Annotated in this window: 16 protein-coding genes; 12 read left to right on the top strand and 4 right to left on the bottom strand. The window is 69.8% G+C overall.

What is annotated here, in order from left to right; all coding sequences use genetic code 11:
- Window positions 1-2102: 2102 nt before the first annotated feature.
- The 11 genes from DW309_RS08795 to DW309_RS08745 all read left to right on the top strand — a co-directional run bounded on the left by DW309_RS08795 (window position 2103) and on the right by DW309_RS08745 (window position 13191).
- Window positions 2103-3026: a ParA family protein gene (locus tag DW309_RS08795; RefSeq protein ID WP_136045166.1), complete on the top strand. Its 924-nt coding sequence runs from the start codon at window positions 2103-2105 to the stop codon at window positions 3024-3026.
- Entirely contained in the window at window positions 3026-3994 is a 969-nt protein-coding gene (locus DW309_RS08790) for a ParB/RepB/Spo0J family partition protein (RefSeq protein WP_136045153.1), read from the top strand. Before DW309_RS08795 ends, DW309_RS08790 begins: the two co-directional genes overlap by 1 nt.
- 60 nt (window positions 3995-4054) lie before the next feature.
- Window positions 4055-5503, top strand: a complete 1449-nt coding sequence (locus tag DW309_RS08785) for a sugar porter family MFS transporter (RefSeq protein ID WP_205812708.1) — start codon at window positions 4055-4057, stop codon at window positions 5501-5503.
- Window positions 5504-5512: 9 nt separating this feature from the next.
- Window positions 5513-5848 carry a tryptophan synthase subunit alpha gene (locus DW309_RS08780; RefSeq protein WP_136033761.1) on the top strand — a complete coding sequence of 112 codons (336 nt, stop codon included), beginning with the start codon at window positions 5513-5515 and terminating at the stop codon, window positions 5846-5848.
- Window positions 5849-6318: 470 nt separating this feature from the next.
- Window positions 6319-7506 carry an exo-beta-N-acetylmuramidase NamZ family protein gene (locus DW309_RS08775; protein ID WP_136045152.1) on the top strand — a complete coding sequence of 396 codons (1188 nt, stop codon included), beginning with the start codon at window positions 6319-6321 and terminating at the stop codon, window positions 7504-7506.
- A 113-nt stretch (window positions 7507-7619) separates the two neighbouring features.
- Complete coding sequence (locus tag DW309_RS08770) at window positions 7620-8576, top strand: GNAT family N-acetyltransferase (RefSeq protein ID WP_136045151.1); 957 nt, start codon at window positions 7620-7622, stop codon at window positions 8574-8576.
- A gap of 24 nt (window positions 8577-8600) precedes the next feature.
- Window positions 8601-9905: an extracellular solute-binding protein gene (locus DW309_RS08765; protein WP_136045150.1), complete on the top strand. Its 1305-nt coding sequence runs from the start codon at window positions 8601-8603 to the stop codon at window positions 9903-9905.
- 66 nt (window positions 9906-9971) lie between these two features.
- Window positions 9972-10946 (top strand): carbohydrate ABC transporter permease, encoded by a 975-nt coding sequence (locus DW309_RS08760; protein ID WP_205812707.1) that lies wholly within the window; start codon window positions 9972-9974, stop codon window positions 10944-10946.
- Window positions 10946-11833: a carbohydrate ABC transporter permease gene (locus tag DW309_RS08755; RefSeq protein WP_136033769.1), complete on the top strand. Its 888-nt coding sequence runs from the start codon at window positions 10946-10948 to the stop codon at window positions 11831-11833. The genes DW309_RS08760 and DW309_RS08755 overlap by 1 nt, the downstream gene beginning before the upstream one ends.
- A gap of 24 nt (window positions 11834-11857) precedes the next feature.
- On the top strand, window positions 11858-12544 hold the full coding sequence (locus DW309_RS08750; RefSeq protein ID WP_136033771.1) for a PIG-L deacetylase family protein: 687 nt from the start codon (window positions 11858-11860) through the stop codon (window positions 12542-12544).
- On the top strand, window positions 12541-13191 hold the full coding sequence (locus DW309_RS08745) for a GNAT family N-acetyltransferase (RefSeq protein WP_240753169.1): 651 nt from the start codon (window positions 12541-12543) through the stop codon (window positions 13189-13191). The genes DW309_RS08750 and DW309_RS08745 overlap by 4 nt, the downstream gene beginning before the upstream one ends.
- 65 nt (window positions 13192-13256) lie before the next feature.
- Here DW309_RS08745 and trxA read toward each other — a convergent pair whose 3' ends face one another.
- The 4 genes from trxA to DW309_RS08725 all read right to left on the bottom strand — a co-directional run bounded on the left by trxA (window position 13257) and on the right by DW309_RS08725 (window position 18545).
- Window positions 13257-13580 carry a thioredoxin gene (trxA, locus tag DW309_RS08740; protein ID WP_136033773.1) on the bottom strand — a complete coding sequence of 108 codons (324 nt, stop codon included), beginning with the start codon at window positions 13578-13580 and terminating at the stop codon, window positions 13257-13259.
- A 68-nt stretch (window positions 13581-13648) separates the two neighbouring features.
- Complete coding sequence (trxB, locus tag DW309_RS08735; protein WP_136033775.1) at window positions 13649-14623, bottom strand: thioredoxin-disulfide reductase; 975 nt, start codon at window positions 14621-14623, stop codon at window positions 13649-13651.
- Window positions 14624-14721: 98 nt separating this feature from the next.
- Complete coding sequence (gene murJ / locus DW309_RS08730) at window positions 14722-16338, bottom strand: murein biosynthesis integral membrane protein MurJ (protein WP_136037079.1); 1617 nt, start codon at window positions 16336-16338, stop codon at window positions 14722-14724.
- Window positions 16335-18545: a DUF6049 family protein gene (locus DW309_RS08725; RefSeq protein ID WP_205812705.1), complete on the bottom strand. Its 2211-nt coding sequence runs from the start codon at window positions 18543-18545 to the stop codon at window positions 16335-16337. The genes murJ and DW309_RS08725 overlap by 4 nt, the downstream gene beginning before the upstream one ends.
- Window positions 18546-18650: 105 nt before the next feature.
- On the opposite strand from DW309_RS08725, the gene DW309_RS08720 reads away from it, so the two are divergent.
- Window positions 18651-19825, top strand: a 1175-nt coding sequence (locus tag DW309_RS08720; RefSeq protein ID WP_446724695.1) for a class I SAM-dependent methyltransferase, incomplete at its 3' end; no start/stop codon positions are given.

Here is a 19825-nt window from a genome sequence, read left to right as displayed (position 1 = left end):
TCAGCTCCCGGGAGGGGAGGAGGCTTCGGGGTGGCGGGAGATCGGATGCGCCGGGCACGGCGCGGTGGCGCGCTTGTAAACACAGCGGCACGGGCGGGGACTCGAGATGTGTGGGCGATCGGTGACGCAGTCGGTAGGGCGTGAGGGAGTGTTCGGCTGCATACGTCGCGCAGCGTCAGGGACTCCGGTAGTCGGGGCACTACAGATGAGGGAGATGAGGCGCCTCAGAAAGGGGCTGTCACGGGCCGAGGAGTTGAGGCGTCCCTGTATCGAACGGGAAGGTCGAACGGGAAGGTCTGACGGGCGCCGGGGGTGACGGCGTCGCGCCGACGAGGGGAAGACGATGGGGGGTTGCACCGCTGGTACTGAGGGTTCGCTGAGCTGGGGTCGGCAGCGACCCGTGTGGTGAGGCTTCGATGAGCTGATGTCCACAGGGCTCCGTGTACTGAGGCTTCGATGAGCCGGGGGTCCACAGTTCCCCGGTTGGGGGTGGGGAAGGGCAGGGACGAGCGCGAGGTGCGGCGGCCGGGTGGGACGACGTGGTGCGGGCGTGCAGGGTCGGGGCACGCCGCGCGTGCGGTTGCTCAGGTGAAAGGAGTGGGCAGGGCGCGGATGACGATGGAGTCGGGGACGTGGGGGTGCGGTGCGGGGGTCGTGTGGGGTGTCCTCTGGGTGGGGAGAAGCATGAGAGTCGGTCGGAGAGGGACGCCGGGCTCAGCTGGGGATGTCGTGCGGGCCTTGCTTGCGTGAGGGGTGGGCGCGCGGTGCGGATGACGATGGCGTGGGGGAGTGGAGGGCATGTGGCACGCGGCGGCACGGTGTCGGCGGAGTGCCCGGGTGTGGCGAGAGACATCAGGGGCCAGCTGCACGAGCCGTGAGTGCAGAGCATCTGCCCGAATCGGGCCGTTCCGCACCGGAAGCTGTGGGGCGAGGCACGGGGAGACGGGACTGCACGGCCATGAGCGGGCCTGCCGAGTCAGGAGCGGGGGCCTCCGACCGGCTGTCGCGGGCTGGTGGCGAGTCGTCGGTGAGCGCAAGACGCACGAGCGGGCGCGACCGCCGAAGGTGCGGTGTTCATGCGGGGGAAGATGTGGGCGTGGGGAGGAGGCGGGTCTGGGCCAGACGCGGGCGTGGGGCAAACGCCGGCGTGGGGCAGACGCGGGCGTGAGGAAGAGCCGCGCGTAGGGGAGGGGCGGCCGCAGGGAAGAAGCGGCCCGGGGGAAGAGGTGCGCGTAGGGGGGAGGTGGCCGTAGGGGATGAGGCGGGCGTAGGGGGGAGGTGGCCGTAGGGGATGAGGCGGGCGTAGGGAGGAGGTGGCCGTAGGGGATGAGGCGGGCGTAGGGAGGAGGCGGCCGTAGGGGAAGAAGCGGGCGTAGGGAAGAAGCGGGGTGGGGAAGAAGCGGGGTGGGGAAGAAGCGGGGTGGGGACGAAGCGGGGCGGGGAAGAGCGGCTACCGAGGGTGGAGGCATGCGGGCCCCGACAACACGGAGGTCCGTCGGCTCACGAGACGCAGTGGACGACCGACCGCACCAGGGAAATGCGCGGACGTGCGGTGTTGGCCCGATGGGGGGCAAGCCCGGACGGAGACGGGACCGCGTGTGCTGGATCGCGGGGAGGGCTGGGTGAGCCGCGAGGTCGGGGCCATGAGGGGCGAGGCGACGCGGTCGCTGACGGACCGAACACGCCGCGGAACAGGCGCGGTGTTTCACGTGAAACGGTGGAAGGCGCCAATGGGGGGCGGCGTTCGCCGGGGCAGGTCGGGGCTTCTTCCAGAACCGTCGCGGGCGGGGGAGGAGGTGTCGAGGGGGCAGCTCACGCGGCGGTTCATATGGACCTGAGCGTGGATGCGCCTGGTCGGGGATCTCCAGCGCGAGCGAGGAGGCCCGGGAGCTGTTTCAGACAACCGATAGCGGTCATCGTTGCGGCACCGGGAGCGCGCGCGGCGCTCGCTGCGACGAGGAACTCCCGGAATCGATGCGGCTGCCGGTCGTGGGCCGGTACGAGCCGCGGACGGAAGTGCGCTCAGCGTCGATGCTGACGGGCCTGCGCGGTTCGAGGTCCGTCCCTGCGGTTAGAGTGGGATGCGGCCCCGAAAGGAGTGGATGTTTCACGTGAAACAGTCCGAAAAGACACCGGCAAACGTCTCGTTCGGGATGGATACCCCACTTGCTCGCGAGCTCGCCGACCTCTCCGCGCGCCGCAGGGCCCTCGAAGCCGTTCACGTGGAGTTCACCGGGGAGACCCGGGTGCTTACCGTGTCGAACCAGAAAGGCGGCGTCGGCAAGACCACGAGTGCGGTGAACATCGCCTCCGCGCTGGCCGGACTCGGTGCCTCGGTTCTCGTGATCGACCTCGACCCCCAGGGGAATGCGTCCACGGCACTCGGGGTTCCGCACAACGCGGACACGCCGAGCGTGTATGACGTGCTGATCGATGAGTTCCCGCTCGCGGAGATCGTGCAGCCCAGCCCGGAGAACCCACGACTGTTCTGTGCTCCGAGCACCATCCACCTGGCGGGCGCCGAGATCGAACTGGTGGCACAGGTCGCGCGGGAACATCGGCTCCGACGCGCTCTGCAGGACTACCTCGTCGACCACCCGGTGGACTTCGTGATCATCGATTGCCCGCCCTCGCTCGGGCTTCTGACGATCAACGCCTTCACCGCAGCCTCCGAGGTCTTCATCCCCATCCAGTGCGAGTACTACGCGCTGGAGGGTCTGAGCCAGCTTCTGGGAAGCATCCAGATGATCCAGAAGCACCTCAACCCGTCCCTGCACCTCTCCACCATCCTGCTGACGATGTTCGATGGCCGTACCCGGCTGGCGCAGCAGGTTGCGGAAGAGGTTCGGACGCATTTCCCCACCCAGGTGCTGAACACCGTCATCCCTCGGTCGGTCCGCGTGTCCGAGGCCCCCAGTTTCGGCCAGACGGTCATCGCGTACGACGGGCAGTCCGCCGGCGCGATCGCCTACCGCGAGGCCGCTGTCGAGATCGCGTCCCGTGTGACGCAGAGCAAGGAGAAGTAATGGCGAAGCGCACTGGACTCGGCCGGGGCATCGGTGCCCTCATTCCGACCGCGGATCAGGCGGAGCGACCCGTCGACGTGTTCTTCCCCGGCGCGAGCCTGCGCCCGGACACGACCGACTCCGGCGCAGCCGCGGTTGCGGAAGCTACCCTCGAGGCGGTCCCCGGCATCCACCTGGTGCAGGTCGACCCGCACGCGATCGTGCCGAACCCGCGTCAGCCGCGGACGCACTTCGACCCGGAGGACCTGGCCGAACTCGTGCACAGCGTGCGGGAGTTCGGGGTGCTCCAGCCGGTGGTCGTGCGCAAGAACGGCGACGGCGACTACGAACTCATCATGGGGGAGCGTCGGACGCGGGCTGCACGCGAAGCCGGGCTCGACGCGATCCCGGCCATTGTGCGCGACACCGCCGACGAGGACCTCCTGCGCGATGCGCTCCTCGAGAACCTGCACCGCTCCGAGCTGAACCCGCTGGAAGAGGCATCGGCGTACCAGCAGCTGCTCGAGGATTTCGGCATCACCCAGGAAGAGCTCGCAACCCGCATCGGCCGGTCTCGTCCGCAGATCAGCAACACCATCCGCCTGCTCAAACTGCCCGTCCCCGTGCAGCAGCGCGTCGCAGCCGGAGTGCTGTCGGCCGGTCACGCCCGCGCGATCCTGAGCCTCGACACCCCGGAGGCGATGCAGCGCCTTGCCGATAAGGTCGTGAACGAAGACCTGTCGGTGCGCGCGACGGAGGTCGCCGCCAAGGCGCAGCCGAGCGCGGGGAAGACCCCGAAGGCCACGCCGGGAGCGCGACGGGCCTATCTGGACGAGGTGGCGGGCAAGCTCGGCGATCGCCTGAACACGCGGGTGAAGATCTCGCTCGGGACGCGAAAGGGCCAGGTCACGATCGATTTCGCGTCGATCCAGGACCTCAACCGCATCCTCGAGGAGCTGGGCGAAGAAGGGTACGGCTCCGCGCGCTGACCCCGCACGGTGTCAGGGAGGGCCTAGACTCGCGTCATCTTGACGATGCGGGGGTAGGTCATGAGCAGAGCAGCTGACGCGGCGAGCATCAAGCGCCGTGTGATCGCGGTCAGTATCGCCGCGGCATTGGGTGGCTTCCTCTTCGGCTTCGACACCGCGGTGATCAACGGTGCCGTCGACGCTCTCGCGGGCGATGTGTCCGGGTTCGACCTCGGTACCGGCCTCAAGGGCTTCGCCGTGTCGTCCGCGCTGATCGGTTGCGCGGTCGGCGCCTGGTTCGCCGGACCGATCTCGAACAAGTTCGGGCGCATCCCGGTCATGGTCGTCGCAGCCGCCATGTTCTTCGTCTCCGCGATCGGCTCCGGTCTGGCCTTCAGCGTGGTCGACCTCATCATCTGGCGCGTGATCGGCGGACTGGGCGTGGGGGCAGCCTCGGTCATCGCTCCGGCGTACATCGCCGAGGTGTCGCCGGCCGCCATCCGCGGAAGACTCGGCTCGCTGCAGCAGCTCGCGATCGTCACGGGTATCTTCGCCGCCCTCCTCTCCGACGCGCTGCTCGCGGGAATCGCAGGCGAGGCGGATCAGCCGCTGTGGGGGCTCACCGCCTGGCGCTGGATGTTCATGGTCGCGGCCATCCCCGCGCTCGTCTACGGGCTCGTCTCGCTCCGGCTGCCGGAGTCGCCGCGTTACCTGGTGCGCAAGGGCGAGACGAAACGCGCCGCAGAAGTGCTCCAGACCGTCACGGGCACGATCGACACCGAGGCGAAGATCAAGGAGATCACCGGGACGATCGACACCGAGCGCGCCGAGTCGCTGCGTGACCTGCGAGGGAATCGCCTCGGGCTCAAGCCGATCGTCTGGATCGGCATCCTGCTGTCGGTGTTCCAACAGTTCGTCGGCATCAATGTCATCTTCTACTACTCCACCACGCTCTGGCAGTCGGTCGGGTTCGACGAGTCCAGCGCCCTGCTGACCTCGGTGATCACCTCCGTGACGAATATCGTGGTGACGATCGTGGCGATCCTCCTGGTCGACAAGGTGGGCCGGCGGATCATGCTGCTCGTCGGTTCGGTCGGCATGACCGTCACCCTCGGACTGATGGCGGTCGCGTTCTCCTTCGGCACGCTGGACGCACAGGGCACCGCGACGCTGCCCGACCCCTGGGCCACCGTCGCCCTCGTCTGCGCCAACGGATTCGTGGTGTTCTTCGGCGCCAGCTGGGGACCCCTCGTCTGGGTGCTCCTCGGCGAGATCTTCCCGAACTCGATCCGTGCTGGCGCACTCGCCGTCGCGGCCGCCGCGCAGTGGGTCGCGAACTTCTTCATCTCCACGACGTTCCCGGCCTTCGCAGAGATCGGACTCACCTTCGCGTACGGGTTCTACGCGTTCTTCGCCCTGCTGTCGTTCTTCTTCGTGTTCTTCAAGGTGCCCGAGACCAAGGGCCGGGAGCTCGAGGACATGACCGAGGACGCGAAGGTCGAGCGCCGACGGGGTCGCGCACGCGCGTAGGCTGGACGGATGACCGAGTCCGTCCCGCGCCGCGCCAGCCTGGAAGTGCTGCGCGCCGAAGCGGCCGACGAACTCGCGGTGCTGATCCAGGAGCGGCTGCTGGGCGGGGAAGACCCGTGGGAGTTCATGGAGGAGCTGCCGAGCGTCGACGAGCTCGTGGTGTACCTGCTCCGCGCTGACAACATCGCCGCGAACGACGGCGTGCGACCCAACGCCGCGCGGCACTACCGCGTGCTGCGCCAGATCGCCCTGGAGTACCCGGAGCTCACGCCGGCGGTGTGGGGACTGCTCGACGAGCAGCAGCGCCATCGCCGGTGGGATCCGCGCATCGCTGACGCCTCCTGACGTCTTTGTCTGTCCCTCCGCGGGGCGTCCGCACGCACCGGCGGGTGAGGCTCGACACGCGTGGATGCGTGGGGCGATGCAACGGCGTAGGCGCGCGATGCGGCAGCGTAGGGAAGGGATGGGCCCGGGCGCGCGACGCGGCGGAACGGGAAATGCGTGGGCTGGGCAGGCGAGGGGACGGCATCGGGCGATGCAAGGGCGTGGGGGCGCGACGCGGCGGCGCGGGGAATGCGTGGGGCGGGGGCATGCTGCGGCGCGGGTGGCGGTGTGGGGGCGAGGGAGATGTGGAGGTGGGGGCTCGACCGGCGCCGACGCGACGGAGGCGGATGATCAGGGACGGGTGCGACGCACAAGACTTCTGAACATGATTTTCATAAATCGCTTCATGCTGGTAAAAAGGTGACAGCAACGCGGCGGGGCGGGCACTGACCGGCACTTCCGTGTGTTCATGAAAGACAAGGGAGTTCGCCATGACGTCACGCCTACGCATCGGAGCGGAGCGTGCAGCAGACCGGGCCGACCTGATCCCCGGGAGCAGGATCGGCCTGCTCACCAACTTCACCGGGACCATGCCCGACCTGTCCCGGAACATCGATGCGTTCACGGCCGCGGGTGTGCGACTGCATCACCTGTTCGGCCCCGAGCACGGTCTCGACGGCTCGGTGCAGGCGGGGGAGAGCACCGCGATCGAGCGCGACGAACGCTCCGGGCTCCCGTTCAGCGACACCTACCTCACCGAGGGTGCGGCGCTGGACGACATGATCGCCGCGTCCGGCGTGGATGCCCTCGCCTTCGACATGCAGGACATCGGGGTGCGCTTCTACACCTACATCTGGACCATGTACGACGCGATGCGCAGCGCCGCGCGCCTCGGGCTGCCGTTCACCGTGCTCGACCGACCGAATCCGCTGGGCGGCGCCGTGCTCGCGGGCCCCGGGATCGAGGGCGAGCGCTTCACGAGCTTCGTGGGGCGCAGCGACATCCACCAGCGCCACGGCCTCACCGCCGGGGAACTGGCACGCCTCTTCGCGCGCCGCGACCTCGCCGCGGAGGGCCTCGAGCTCGACCTGCACGTGGTGACGCTGACGGACTGGGACCCCACGCGGGACTGGACCGCCACCGGACTGCCGTGGGTGCCGCCGTCGCCCAACATCCCCACGCTCGACTCGGTGTACGCGTTCGCCGGCACCGGGCTCGTCGAGGGCACGACCCTGAGTGAGGGGCGCGGCACCACGCGGCCGTTCGAGAGCATCGGCGCTCCGTTCCTGACGGCCGCGTTCGCGGAGGACCTGCGCGGGCGCGACCTGCCGGGTGTGCTGTTCCGCGACATCGCCTTCCAGCCGACGTTCCACAAGCACGTGGGGAAGACCGCTCGGGGCGTGCAACTGCACATCACCGACCACCGGGCGTATGACCCGGTGGGGACCGCCCTGGCGGTACTGGAGGCCGCCCGTACGTCGGCGCCGGATGACGTGCACAGCCTGGATGCGGGACAGCGGCTCGATCCAGGCGACTCCGGCTACGCGCTCGACCGCCTGTGGGGGTCCACCAGCCTCCGTGAGGCGCTGAACGCCGGGCGGGACCTGGCGGCGCTGTCCGCGGGGCCTCAGCGAGTCGCGGATGCGTACGGCGACGACGTGCTGCTCTACCCGCGCTGAAAACTATTTCCGTCATGTTAATCGTGACCAAAACTTATTGACATCGACGCGACGGTGAATGTACTTTCATTCCCATCGCGCTGCCGCACCCCCCTTCACCCGAGGAGATATCAATGGAGAGCATCGTCCGGACCTTCCGCGCGGGAGACGGCCCCGAGATCGCGCGAGCCTGGACCGAAGCGGCGCCCGCCGACGGCATCAGCTACGAGCGGTTCCGCGACCTGATCCTGCTCGACCGCAACTTCGACGCCGACGGACTCTTCCTCGCCGAGTCCGACGGCGACATCGTCGGCGCGGTCTACGCCGTCCGCCGCCAGATCGCGGCCGACGGCGACGACCTGGAGCCCACCTCCGGCTGGATCCCGTTCTTCTTCGTCGTCCCGTCCGCCCGACGCCACGGCATCGCCACCACCCTGATGGCCGCCGCGAAGGAGTGGCTGCGCGGGCACGGCGTCGAGACCGTCTACTTCTCGTCGTACACGCCCAACTACTTCCTCCCCGGGCTCGACGCCGACCGCTACCCCGAAGCCGACGCGTTCCTGCGCTCCGCCGGCTTCCAGACGCAGTACACCTCGGTCGCCATGGACCGCACGCTCAACGACTACGCCATGCCCGACGACGTGCGCGCCCGCATCGCCGAGCTCCGGGACCAGGGCTGGACGTTCTTCTCGCCGACGGGCGACGACCTGGTCGACCTGATCGAGATCGCCGGCACCTTCAACGCCGACTGGTCGCGCGGTATCCGCGAGGGCGTGCTCGGCGGACAGTCGCTCGAGCGCATCATGGTCTGCCGCAACCCCGAGGGCGCCATGCTCGGCTGGGCCATGCACGGCACGTACGAGAACGTGCTGGAGCGCTTCGGCCCGTTCGGGGTGCTGCCGGAGAGCCGCGGCACGGGACTCGGGAAGATCCTGCTGCACCTCACGCTCGAGCGCATGCGTGCCCTGGGCGCCCACAGCGCCTGGTTCCTGTGGACCGAGGAGACCTCCGCCGCCGGACACCTGTACCTGAACACCGGGTTCGAGATCACTCGCACCTTCACGATCCTGCACGCCCCCACCGCCGCCTGACGCGGCCCACCCGAGAGGAATCACATGAAGTCTGCAGCACAGCGTCACCGCCGACGCCTGGTGACCACCGTCGCGCTCACGGGCGCGGCCGCGCTCGCCCTCGCCGGATGCACCACCGGGGCGGAAGGGGGCGGAGACGACGGCGTCGTGAAGCTCACCTTCCTCAGCCACTACGGCAGCGACCCGTTCAAGACCGGGATCGGCGACCTCATCGACCAGTGGAACGAGGAGAACCCCGACATCCAGGTGACCTCGCAGGCCGTCAACTTCGACGAGCTGCTCACCACCCTCAACGTGCGCCAGACCGGCGGACGCGGCGCCGACATCGTCAGCTCGTACTCCCTGTGGGGCGGGCAGCTGCAGGCCAACGGCGTGCTCTCCGCTCCGCCCAAGGACGTCGCGGCCGACATCACCGACAACTACAGCCCCGCAGCGCTCGCCTCGGTCACGACCGGTGACGGCGAGATCCTCGGCTACCCGACCGAGTTCAACACGTACGCGCTGTTCTACAACAAGCAGCTCCTCGCCGACGCGGGCTACGACGCCCCGCCGGCGAACTGGGACGAGCTGGTCGAGGCCGCCAACGCCACCACGAAGAAGGACGGCTCGGGCAACACGATCGTGCAGGGCCTCTCCCTCATCCAGGACGGCGACAACCACACGGTGCACCCGTTCCTGTCGCTGCTCGACTCCGCCGGTGGCGAGTTCCTCGCGGCCGACGGGAAGTCCGCCATGGACGACAAGGCCGAGGACGTGATGCAGCTCGAGTCCGACCTGGCCGAGACCGGCGCCACCTCGACCTCGATCATGCCGACGAAGGCGTTCCCCACGGGCGGCGTGGCCATGGCCGTGCAGGCCGGCTGGTGGATCGGCAGCCTGAAGGCCTCGATGGGCGACGACTACGCCAACGTCGGCGTCGCCCCCGTGCCCGGCCCGGAGACCGGTGACGTGGGCTCCCTCGCCTACAGCTTCTTCACCGGCGTGAACTCCGGCAGCCAGCACCAGGAAGAGGCCTGGAAGTTCCTCAACTGGCTCAACTCGCACGAGAACGAGGACGGCGTCACCGCCCTCGGCGACTTCCTCGCCACGCAGGGCCTGATCCCGCCGCGCACCACGGACGCGGAGATCCTCGGCCCGAAGTACCTCGCCGAGGAGCCGAACCTCGAGGCGATCTACGCCGCCGCCGACTACGCGATGGCCGAGTCGAACGCGTCGAACGCCTACGAGGCGAAGACCGCCACCAACACGGCGCTCAACGACATCATCGTCAACGGCGCCGACGTGAAGACCACCTTCTCGAAGCTGGTCAAGGAGATCGACGCCCAGTAGCACCACCGGAGGGCGGGGACCACGCGCGTCCCCGCCCTCCACCCCGAGACCACCCACGGAGGGCCGATGGCCAACCCCACTCTCATGACGGCGGCGCAGGAAGCCGCGGAGGACACGATCGCGGTGACGACGGTCGGGAAGAAGGCCAAGCCGCGTTCGCGTCGCTTCCGCCGCGAAGCCCGCGCCGGCTACCTGTTCCTCGCGCCCTCCCTGCTGTTCTTCACCGTCTTCCTGATCCTGCCCACGTTCTTCGCGATCTTCCTGTCGCTGTCGACCTGGGGCGGATACGACCTCACGAAGATCGAGTTCACCGGGTTCCAGAACTACCTGGAGATCCTGCAGATCGACAGCACGTTCGTGCAGCCGATCCTCATCAACACGTTCCTGTTCGCGATCATCGCCGTGATCCTCGCGGTCGGCGGCTCGGTCGTCGTCGCCCAGCTCATCGAACGCCTCAAGTTCCAGGGATTCTGGCGGTTCCTGTACTTCCTCCCCGTCGTGGCCACCGTGGTCGCGATCGGCAACGTGTGGAAGATGCTCTACCAGCCGGCCGGGCTCATCAACGCCGTGCTCAACGCCCTCGGCGTGAACTCCATCGGCTTCCTGTCCGACCCGAACCTCGCCCTCCCCGCGGTCGCCGTGGTGCAGGCGTGGGCCTCGATCGGCGCGGCCGTGCTCATCCTCACGGCGGGCATCAAGGGCATCGACAAGACCATGTACGAGGCCGCGGAGATCGACGGCGCGAACTCCTGGCGCACGTTCTGGAGCATCACGCTGCCGCTGCTGCGGCCCTCCCTGGTGTTCGTCTTCATCACCCAGTGCATCGCCGGGCTGCAGTCGTTCGCGCTCATCATCGTGATGACCAAGGACGGCGGACCCGCGAACGCCACGAACGTCGCCGCGTTCGAGATGTACCAGCAGGCGTTCAAGTTCGGCGCCTGGGGCACCGCGAGCGCCATGGCCATGGTGCTCTTCCTGATCATCTTCATCATCACGCTGCTCCAGCTCTGGATCAGCCGTCGCACCGGAGGAGACGACTGATGGGCGTCCGTCAGCGCAAGCGCCACCCGTTCCCGTGGATCTCCTACCTCGTGGTCGCCATCGGTGGCGTGATGATGGTGGTCCCGTTCTTCGACACGGTCTTCAGCTCGCTGAAGGGCCCCGGTGAGTACGGCATCTTCCCGTACCGGTTCTTCCCGGAGAACTGGACCTGGGACAACTACACCGCCGCGTTCGAGCAGCTGCAGCTGGACAAGCTGTTCTTCAACAGCACGGTCGTGACGCTCGTGGTCACCGCGTCGGTGCTCATCACCTCCGCGATGGCGGGCTACGCGCTCGCGAAGCTGCGGTTCCGCGGTCGCGACGTGATCTTCCGGTTCGTGCTCGCGACCATGATGCTGCCGCCGTTCCTGCTGCTGATCCCCGACTTCCTGATCATGCTGAACTGGCCGCTGGTGGGCGGCAACAACATCCTCGGCCAGGGCGGGTTCGGCGGTATGACGAACAACATCGTCTCGCTCATGCTGCCGTTCCTCGTCAGCGGGTTCGGCATCTTCCTGATGCGCCAGTTCATGGTGGGCGTGCCCGACGAGATGCTCGAGGCCGCGCGCATCGACGGTGCGGGGGAGTGGCGGCTGTTCTTCAACATCGTGCTGCCGCAGGCGACGCCGGTGGCCATCACCCTCGGCGTGATCACGTTCGTCGGCCAGTGGAACGAGTACATCTGGTCGTCGCTGATCGCCTCCGCGAACCCCGACCTGATGACGCTGCCCGTCGGCATCCAGATGCTGCAGAGCTTCATCGACCCGAACCGCACCATGCCGATCGTGATGGCCGGCATCGTCATCAGCACCCTCCCGGTGCTGCTGATCTTCCTCTTCCTGCAGAAGTACTACGTCCGCGGCGTCATGCTCAGCGGAATGAAGTGACCCCCACGAAACGGAGTGATGACAATGGGTAGGACCGTACTCGCCATCGGCGGGCACATCGGCGACATGGACCTCACGGCGGGTCCGACCCTCGCCAAGATGGTGCAGGAGGGGGACCGGGCGATCATCCTCGCGTGCACCTACGGCGAGCGGGGCCACCCCACGATCGCGCCCGACGAGTACCGGAAGCAGAAGGTGGCGGAGGGCGAGGCCTTCGCGGCGGCGATCGGTGCCGAGTTCCGCGTGCTGGACTACTCCGACGGCTTCCTGCCCGACGACGACTCCGCCGCGGAGCAGATCGCTGACATCATCCGGCAGGAGAAGCCCGAGATCCTCATCACGCACTGGACCACGAGCATCCACCGCGACCACGAGCGCGCGGCGATCCTCGCGGAGCGCGGCCGGTTCCTCGCGTCTCTCCCCGTGGACAGCCCGTACGGACGCCACGGCATCTCGCAGTTCCTGCACGCGGACAACTGGGAAGACGCGGAGGGTTTCACGCCCGACCTGTACGTGGACATCCCCGACGCCGCGTTCGAGACCTGGCGGGCAGCCATCCAGGGCCAGGCCTTCGCCCGCGGAGAGACCTACGGGTTCCGGTACATCGACTACTACAGCGCGAACATGCTCGCGAAGGGCTGCCTGGCCGGCACCACCCGGGCGTGCGGCTTCAAGCGCGGCGACAAGGGCGCCGAGCTGGCAGGGCCGTGAGCCCCGAGCGCTCGACCGAAGGGCCGGAGGTGCGTCTGCGCCTCCGGCCCTTCCGCGTGGGCGACGAGGACGACCTCGCCGCCGTGTGCCTGCGCACGGGAGACTCGGGCGCCGACGCCACCGGCCTCTACCGCTCGCCACGGCTGCTGGGGGAGGTGTTCGCGCTGCCCTACGCGGCGTGGAGCCCCGAGACGTGTGTCGTGCTCGACGCCGGCGACCGCGTACTCGGGTACGTGGTGTGCGCGCCCGACACGACCGCATACGAGCAGTGGTTCCGGCACGCGTGGTGGCCTCCCCGCGAGGCGCGGCATCGGGGCGACCGCGCCGACGGGGGCAGGGATGCGACCATCGTCGCGTTCGCCCGGAGGATCAGCGAAGGTCGGGTGCCGTTCGTGGACCGCTACCCCGCACATCTGCACATCGACCTGCTGCCCGAGGCGCAGGGCCACGGGTGGGGGCGGCGGTTGATCGACACGCTCGCGACGCTGCTGCGCGACCGGGGCGTGCCGGGGATGCAGCTGACCGCCGGGACGCGCAACACCGGCGCCATCGCGTTCTACCGTCGCCTCGGCTTCGCGGAGCTGCGTCGGACGGACGACGGCGTGACGTTCGGGATGCTCCTCGACGACGTGACCCCGCGGCACTGAGGGGCGGGGACGCAGAAGGGGCCGCACCCCCGGGAGGTGCGGCCCCTTCTCGTCGTCCGGGAGGATCAGCCGATGAAGTCGGCGAGATCCTTCTCGAGGGCGAACTTCGGCTTGGCGCCGATGATGGTCGTCTTGACCTCGCCGCCGTGGAAGACCTTCATCGCCGGGATCGACGTGATCTGGTACTTCATGGCGAGCTCGGGGTTCTCGTCGACGTTGAGCTTGAGGATGGTGATCTTGTCGGGGTTGTCGGCCTGGATCTCGTCCAGCACCGGCGCGACCATACGACACGGACCGCACCACTCGGCCCAGAAGTCCACCAGCACGGGACCATCGGCCTGCAGCACGTCCTGCTCCCAGGTCGCCTGGCTCGTTGCCTTTGCACTCATCAGAGTTCTCCTTGTTCGAGGTTCGCCTGCTACAACAACGGGCGAGGGGAAAGTGTTCCCGGCGCTGATCAGGCCGTGATGACCTCGGCGGCCTCCGCGGCGGGGACCTCGACCGAGGCGTCCTCCAGATCGGCGAGGAAGTGCTCCGCGTCGAGCGCGGCGACCGTGCCGGTGCCGGCGGCGGTGATGGCCTGACGGTAGGTCGGGTCGATCACGTCGCCCGCCGCGAACACCCCGGGGACCGAGGTGCGGGAGGAGCGGCCGTCGACCCAGATCGTGCCCTCGGACGTGAGCTCGAGCTTGTCGTGCACGAGGTGCGTGCGAGGGTCGTTGCCGATCGCGATGAAGAGGCCGTCGAGGGGCAGGTCGCGCAGCGAGCCGTCGACCGTGGACCGCAGCTGCACACCGGTGACCGCGGTCTCGCCGAGGATCTCCGCGACCTCGCTGTTCCACACGAACTCGATCTTCTCGTTCGCGAACGCCCGCTCCTGCATGATCTTCGAGGCGCGCAGCGTGTCCTTGCGGTGGATCACGTACACCTTGTCGGCGAAGCGCGTGAGGAAGGTCGCCTCCTCCATCGCCGAGTCGCCGCCGCCGACGACCGCGATGGTCTTCTGGCGGAAGAAGAAGCCGTCGCACGTGGCGCACCAGGACACGCCGAAGCCCGACAGGCGCTCCTCGCCCTCGATGCCGAGCTTGCGATAGGCCGAGCCCGTCGCATAGATGATGGTCTTCGCCTCGTGCGTGGCACCGGAGCCGAGCGTGACCTTCTTGACCGGGCCGGCGACATCGAGCTCGGTGACGTCGTCGTACAGGACCTCGGTGCCGAACTTCTCGGCCTGCTCCTGGAACTTGGCCATCAGCTCGGGGCCCTGGATGCCCTCCGGGAAGCCCGGGTAGTTCTCGACCTCGGTGGTGTTCATCAGCTCACCGCCGACCTCGACCGAGCTCGCGATGAGCAGCGGCTCCAGGTTCGCGCGTGCGGCGTAGATGGCAGCCGTGAATCCGGCGGGGCCGGAGCCGATGATGATGACCTGACGCATGTGATCTCCGTTAGAAAGGCGGTGCCGTCGAAAGACGTCCGACTGCTTCAACCCATGGTAACCGCGGGGCATTCCCCACCGGCAGGCGTGCGCGGGCCTCAGCGACCAGGGAGGAAACGGCGCACCAGGCCGCCCGCCGCCTTCAGCTCGGGCGCCCGCATCGCCGCCAGCAGCGCGATGTACACCGCGACCACGACGAGGCCGATGATCGCCGTGCCCACGGCGCCCTGGATCTTGTCCGAGGCGGTCCAGCCGCCGGCGCCGCCCATCAGCTGGAACACGCCCCACCCGGCGAAGCCCGCGGGAATCGCCGCCACCGCGAAGCGGCCGATCGAGGTCGCCCACGTGCGCACGCCGAGACCGCCGAGGCGACGGTGCAGAAGCCAGGTCGCGACGATCGTCTGCAGGGTGCTCGCGACGGACTGGCCGAGGGCGACCGCGGCCGCGAGCATCGTGATCGGGATCACCCCGGCCTGGTACAGCCCGCCCGCGAGCAGCGCCGTCGCGACGATGAGGACGCACTGGAAGATCGTGAACCAGAACGGCGTGCGGGTGTCGTCGTAGGCGTAGAAGGTGCGCTGCACGATGAACAGGATCGTCAGTGGGATCAGGCTCACGAGATAGCAGAGCAGCACCAGCGCGGCGGCCTCGGCGTCGGGCGCGGAGCTCGTGAACACGCGCGACGCGGGGATCGCAGCGGCGGCCACGGCGGCGACGGCCGCCACGATGAAGAACAGCAGCGTGCGGATGCTGCGCGAGATGTCGGCGCGCACCTCGGGGTCGCGTCCGGCCGCGGCGTGCTCGCTGATCTGCGTGAAGTAGGGCGTCCCGATCGACAGCACGATCACGGAGTACGGCAGCATGAAGATCAGCCACGCGTTCGCGGTGACCGTCGCGGAGGCGCCCGAACCGGAGGCCTCGCTCACGATGTTGCCCTGGAGCACGCCGGCGGCCAGGCTCGCGAACGCCATCAGGAAGGTCCAGCCGGCGAGCTTGCCGACTGTGCCGAGGCCCACGCCGCGCCAGTGGAAGTCGGGCTTGAGGGCCAGCCCGGTGCGCCGCCAGAACACGAGCAGCACCAGCGCCTGCAGCGCGATGCCGAGCGTGGCCGTGCCGCCGAGCGTGGCGATCATCGCGGGCGTCCACTCCGCCGCCTTCGTCGGCACCGGGGCGAACAGCGCCCCCAAGATCAGGAAGCCGATGATCGAGACGATGTTGTTGACGACCGGTGCCCACGTGAACGGGCCGAAGATGCGTCGCGCGTTGAGGGCCTCGCCCAGCAGCGCGTACAGGCCGTAGAAGAGGATCTGCGGGAGGCACCAGTAGGCGAGCGCGGTCGCCAGGGCCTGCGCCTCCAGCGGCGCCCGGCCAGCGACGAGCACGACCAGCCACGGCGCGGCGATCGTCGCGACAGCGGTGGTCGCGACCAGCACGACCGTGCCGAGCGTGAACAGCTTCGAGATGAACGCGTTGCCGCCGTCGGCGTCGGCCGTGGCCTTCACGATCTGCGGCACGATCACCGCCGTCAGCACCCCGACCGAGATCAGCGAGAACACGCTGTTGGGCAGGGTGTTGGCGAAGGTGAAGGCGTCGGCGGCCTCCGAGCCCACGGCGCCCAGCACGCCCACCAGCACGATGCTGCGGAGCAGACCGGTGAGGCGTGACACCAGGGTGCCGGCACCGATGATGGCGCTCGCGCGTCCGAGGCTCGTCACGGGGTCTCCTTCGTCGGCGGGGCGTCGCGGTCGAGTGCGCGCTCCTGCGCCGCCGCCTCGGCCTCCTTCTCCTCGATCAGCTCGTCGACGGCCACCTCGACCGCGTGCTCCTCGATGGCCTCCCGGCGCTTGCGGCGCACCGTGCGCACCACGCCGAGGGCGATGAGCAGCACGGCGAGGCCGCCGAACACCACGAGCCCGATCGTCTCCCACTCGGCGCGCACCGCGACCCGCACCGACTGCTGGGACTGGATGGGCACGCCCGTGGGGCTGGACAGGCTGAGGCGGAGGTCGAGCTCGCCGCTGCCCACCCGCGCCGACACGGGCACCTTGACCCGCGTGCTCGACTGGGGCTGCACGACCGTCTCGATCATGGGCTTCACCTCGAGCCGCGGGTCGCTCGGCGAGGCGGACAGCCGCACGGTCACGGGCCACGGGAGGTCGTTGCGCACCGCGATGGGCAGGTCGGCGTTCGCGGTGAGGAGCTGGATGGTGCTCGACGGCGGGATGCTCACGCTCGACAGGGTCGTGGTCGTGCGGGCGCGGTGGGCGGCGACCTTCTCGGCGAACGCGGCGTCGGACGACCCCACCGCGATCGTGCGCAGGATGCGCATCCGCTCCGGCGCGAGCAGCACGTCGGGCTCGCTCAGGATCGACGAGAACGCGGTGAGCGACTGCTCGTCGGTGAGCAGGTTCACGAGGTCGGCCGAGCGGGGGGCGGCGGCCGCCTCCGGCAGCGTGACCGCGACGGGAGCGGCGGTGCGGACCGTCGACAGCTCGAACCCGATGGAGTCGGCGGCGGAGATCGCGTCGCGCAGCGCGTCGGCCGTGCGTGTCTCGTCGCGGTCGAGTCCGATCAGCAGCGGTGCGCCGCCCGTGGCGCCCTGCGCCAGGAACAGCTGCGCGGCGGCCTCCGCGAGCAGACGCTGCCGCACGACCGGATCCGACGCCCCGGCGGCGCCCGAGAGCGCAGCGGACGTCGCGGCGTCGGTCACCAGCAGGTCCTGTCCCCCCGCGGTGGCGTGTGCGGCGGTGGGTCCGCCGACCGTGTCGGACGACACGACCGTGGTCGTGCCCTGGCCGAGGTACCCCGCGAACGCCGTCACGTCGGCCTGGGTGAGGTCCTGCTCCGGCCACACGATGCGGGGGAGAGCGCCGTCGACCTCGGTGAGCGTCGCGTCGTCGGGCAGGGCGGGCGCGTTCGTGCTCCCCGGCGAGGGGCTCGGTGTCGACCCCGGCGCGGACGTGGGCTCGGCGGTGGCCTGCTGCTGCGGGAACGCGGCGGGGTCGAGGAGGGCCGCGAACGGCAGCGGGGACAGCAGCGCGCTCAGGCCCGTCTGCGCCTGCACCGTGACGTCGGCATCACCGAACTGCAGCGCAAACCGGGGGTTGGGGAGCTCGTCGAGCCGCGTCAGCCACTCCCTCGCCGACTCCGGTGCCGCGGTGCCGAGGGCGCGGATCGACGCGAGGATCGCGGGGTCGATCGCGAGTACGGCCGTGGTGCCGGAGACCCCGTCGAGCTGCGCCGTGAGCGCGCCCTCCGGTGCGGTCAGCGTCGTGAGCTCCTCCGCCGTCAGCAGGGCCCCGCCGGCCGGGGTCGCGGTGACGGGCACGAGGACGCCGACCGGGCTCGCCGAGGGCGCGTTGACCACCAGCACGCTCGTGGCCGTGGTGTCCCACGTGGCCGCGCGCTCGCCGCCGGTGTCGCCCGTGCGCGCCCCGGTCAGTGCCGCCCGCAGCGGGTAGACGCCGGGGGCCAGGGTCTCGATGGTCTCCTGCGGCACGAACACCGTGGTCGTGGCGATGCCGTCCGGGTCGGCGGCCTTCGACGCCTCGTCGCCGAGCGAGACGAAGGAGCCGTCCGTCTCACCGTCGTCGAGCCAGTCGCTCACGGCGTCGGAGGTGGTGAGGGGCGTGCTGCCGAGCTCGATCTCGACCCGTCCGGCGCTCAGCTCGGTCTCGGTGCCGTTGGTGATCGTGACGACCGCTGACGTGGAGGTGCCGGGGGCGACCACGCCGCGCAGCCCTGCGGAGACGTGCAGCTCGACCGTGCGGGTGTCGTCGTCGCTCTTCTGATCCGCGGCGGCCGCGACCGCGGGAACCGCGACCGCGGGAACCGCGACAGCGCACACGGAGGCGGCGATCACCGCGGCCGCCAGCCGTCGCAGGCGCACACGGAGGCCCGTGTGGGGGGTGATCGCGGTCATGAAGGTCTTCCTCGAACGCCGGGGAGGGGCGGATCGTGAGTACTGACCCTGCGATTCTAGGAGGCGCGAGGGAGGAGAACCCTGAAGACGCGTAGAGTGACGGCCGTGTCCGACGCCCCCGCACCCGTCCCCGACCCCGTCCGCAGCGCCCGCCTCGCCGCCGATCTCGACGCCGCCGACCTGCGGTCGGACCCGCTCCGGCAGCTGTGGGGCACGGAGGCCGACGACGCGCTCGGCCGCGGCATGCGCGAGCCGATCCTCCGCGCGATCGCCGACGACGACGGTGTGCTCGCGACCCTCGGCCGCCTGTTCGTGCTCGGGCTCCCGCAGCCGGAGGCCGCCGTCGCGTCGGCCCTCCCGACGCTCGGAGTGGATGGACTCGTGGCCCTGGGGCTCGCGCGCGTCGAGGGCGACACGGTCGCACCGTGCGCGCTGCTGCGCCCGCAGTCGTTCGTCGACGCCGACGGGGTGGGCGAGTGGTGGATCGCGAGCGACCTCGACGAGGTGGCGCTGGACGGCCCCTTGCCCGCCGACCACGTGCTGGGCGTGGGCGGGGCGTCGCGCACCCTCGCGGAGACCGTCGTGCCGGTGCAGGTGGAGCGCGCGCTCGACCTCGGCACGGGCTGCGGCATCCAGGCGCTGCTGGTCGCCCGGCGCGCGGGCACGGTGGTCGCGACCGACATCTCCCGCCGCGCCCTCGCCTACGCCGAGCTCAACGCGCAGCTCAACGGCGTGACGAACATCGACTTCCGCCACGGCAGCATGTTCGACCCGGTCGCGGGGGAGGCGTTCGACCTGATCGTGTCGAACCCGCCGTTCGTGATCACCCCGCGCACCGAGGGCGTGCCCGCGTACGAGTACCGCGACGGCGGGCTCGTCGGCGACGCGCTCGTGGAGACGTTCGTGCGCGCGGCCCCGGCGCACCTCACCCGCGGGGGCATCGCGCAGCTGCTCGGCAACTGGGAGTCGCGGCAGGGCGTCACCGGGCTCGCGCGGCTCGAGGCGTGGGTGCCCGCCGACCTCGACCTGTGGGTGATCGAGCGCGAGGAGCTGACGCCCCTGGCGTACGCAGAACTGTGGATCCGCGACGGAGGGACCACGCCCCGCGATGCCGCGTTCGTGCCGCTGCTCACCGCGTGGCTCGACGACTTCGCGGCCCGCGGCGTGACCGCGGTCGGGTTCGGGTACGTGCTGCTGCGCCGCGGCGACGGCGAGCCTCTGCGGCGGGTGGAACGGCTCGGACAGTCGGTGTCGAACGTGGGCGCGGCGCTCGCCGCGGG

Origin of the sequence: Microbacterium sp. K41, assembly GCF_004794395.1 — a bacterium.
GTDB classification, from domain to species: Bacteria; Actinomycetota; Actinomycetes; order Actinomycetales; family Microbacteriaceae; genus Microbacterium; species Microbacterium sufflavum.
Note: the sequence above shows the minus strand (reverse complement) of the source record. Positions and strands in the feature narration are given on the sequence as shown.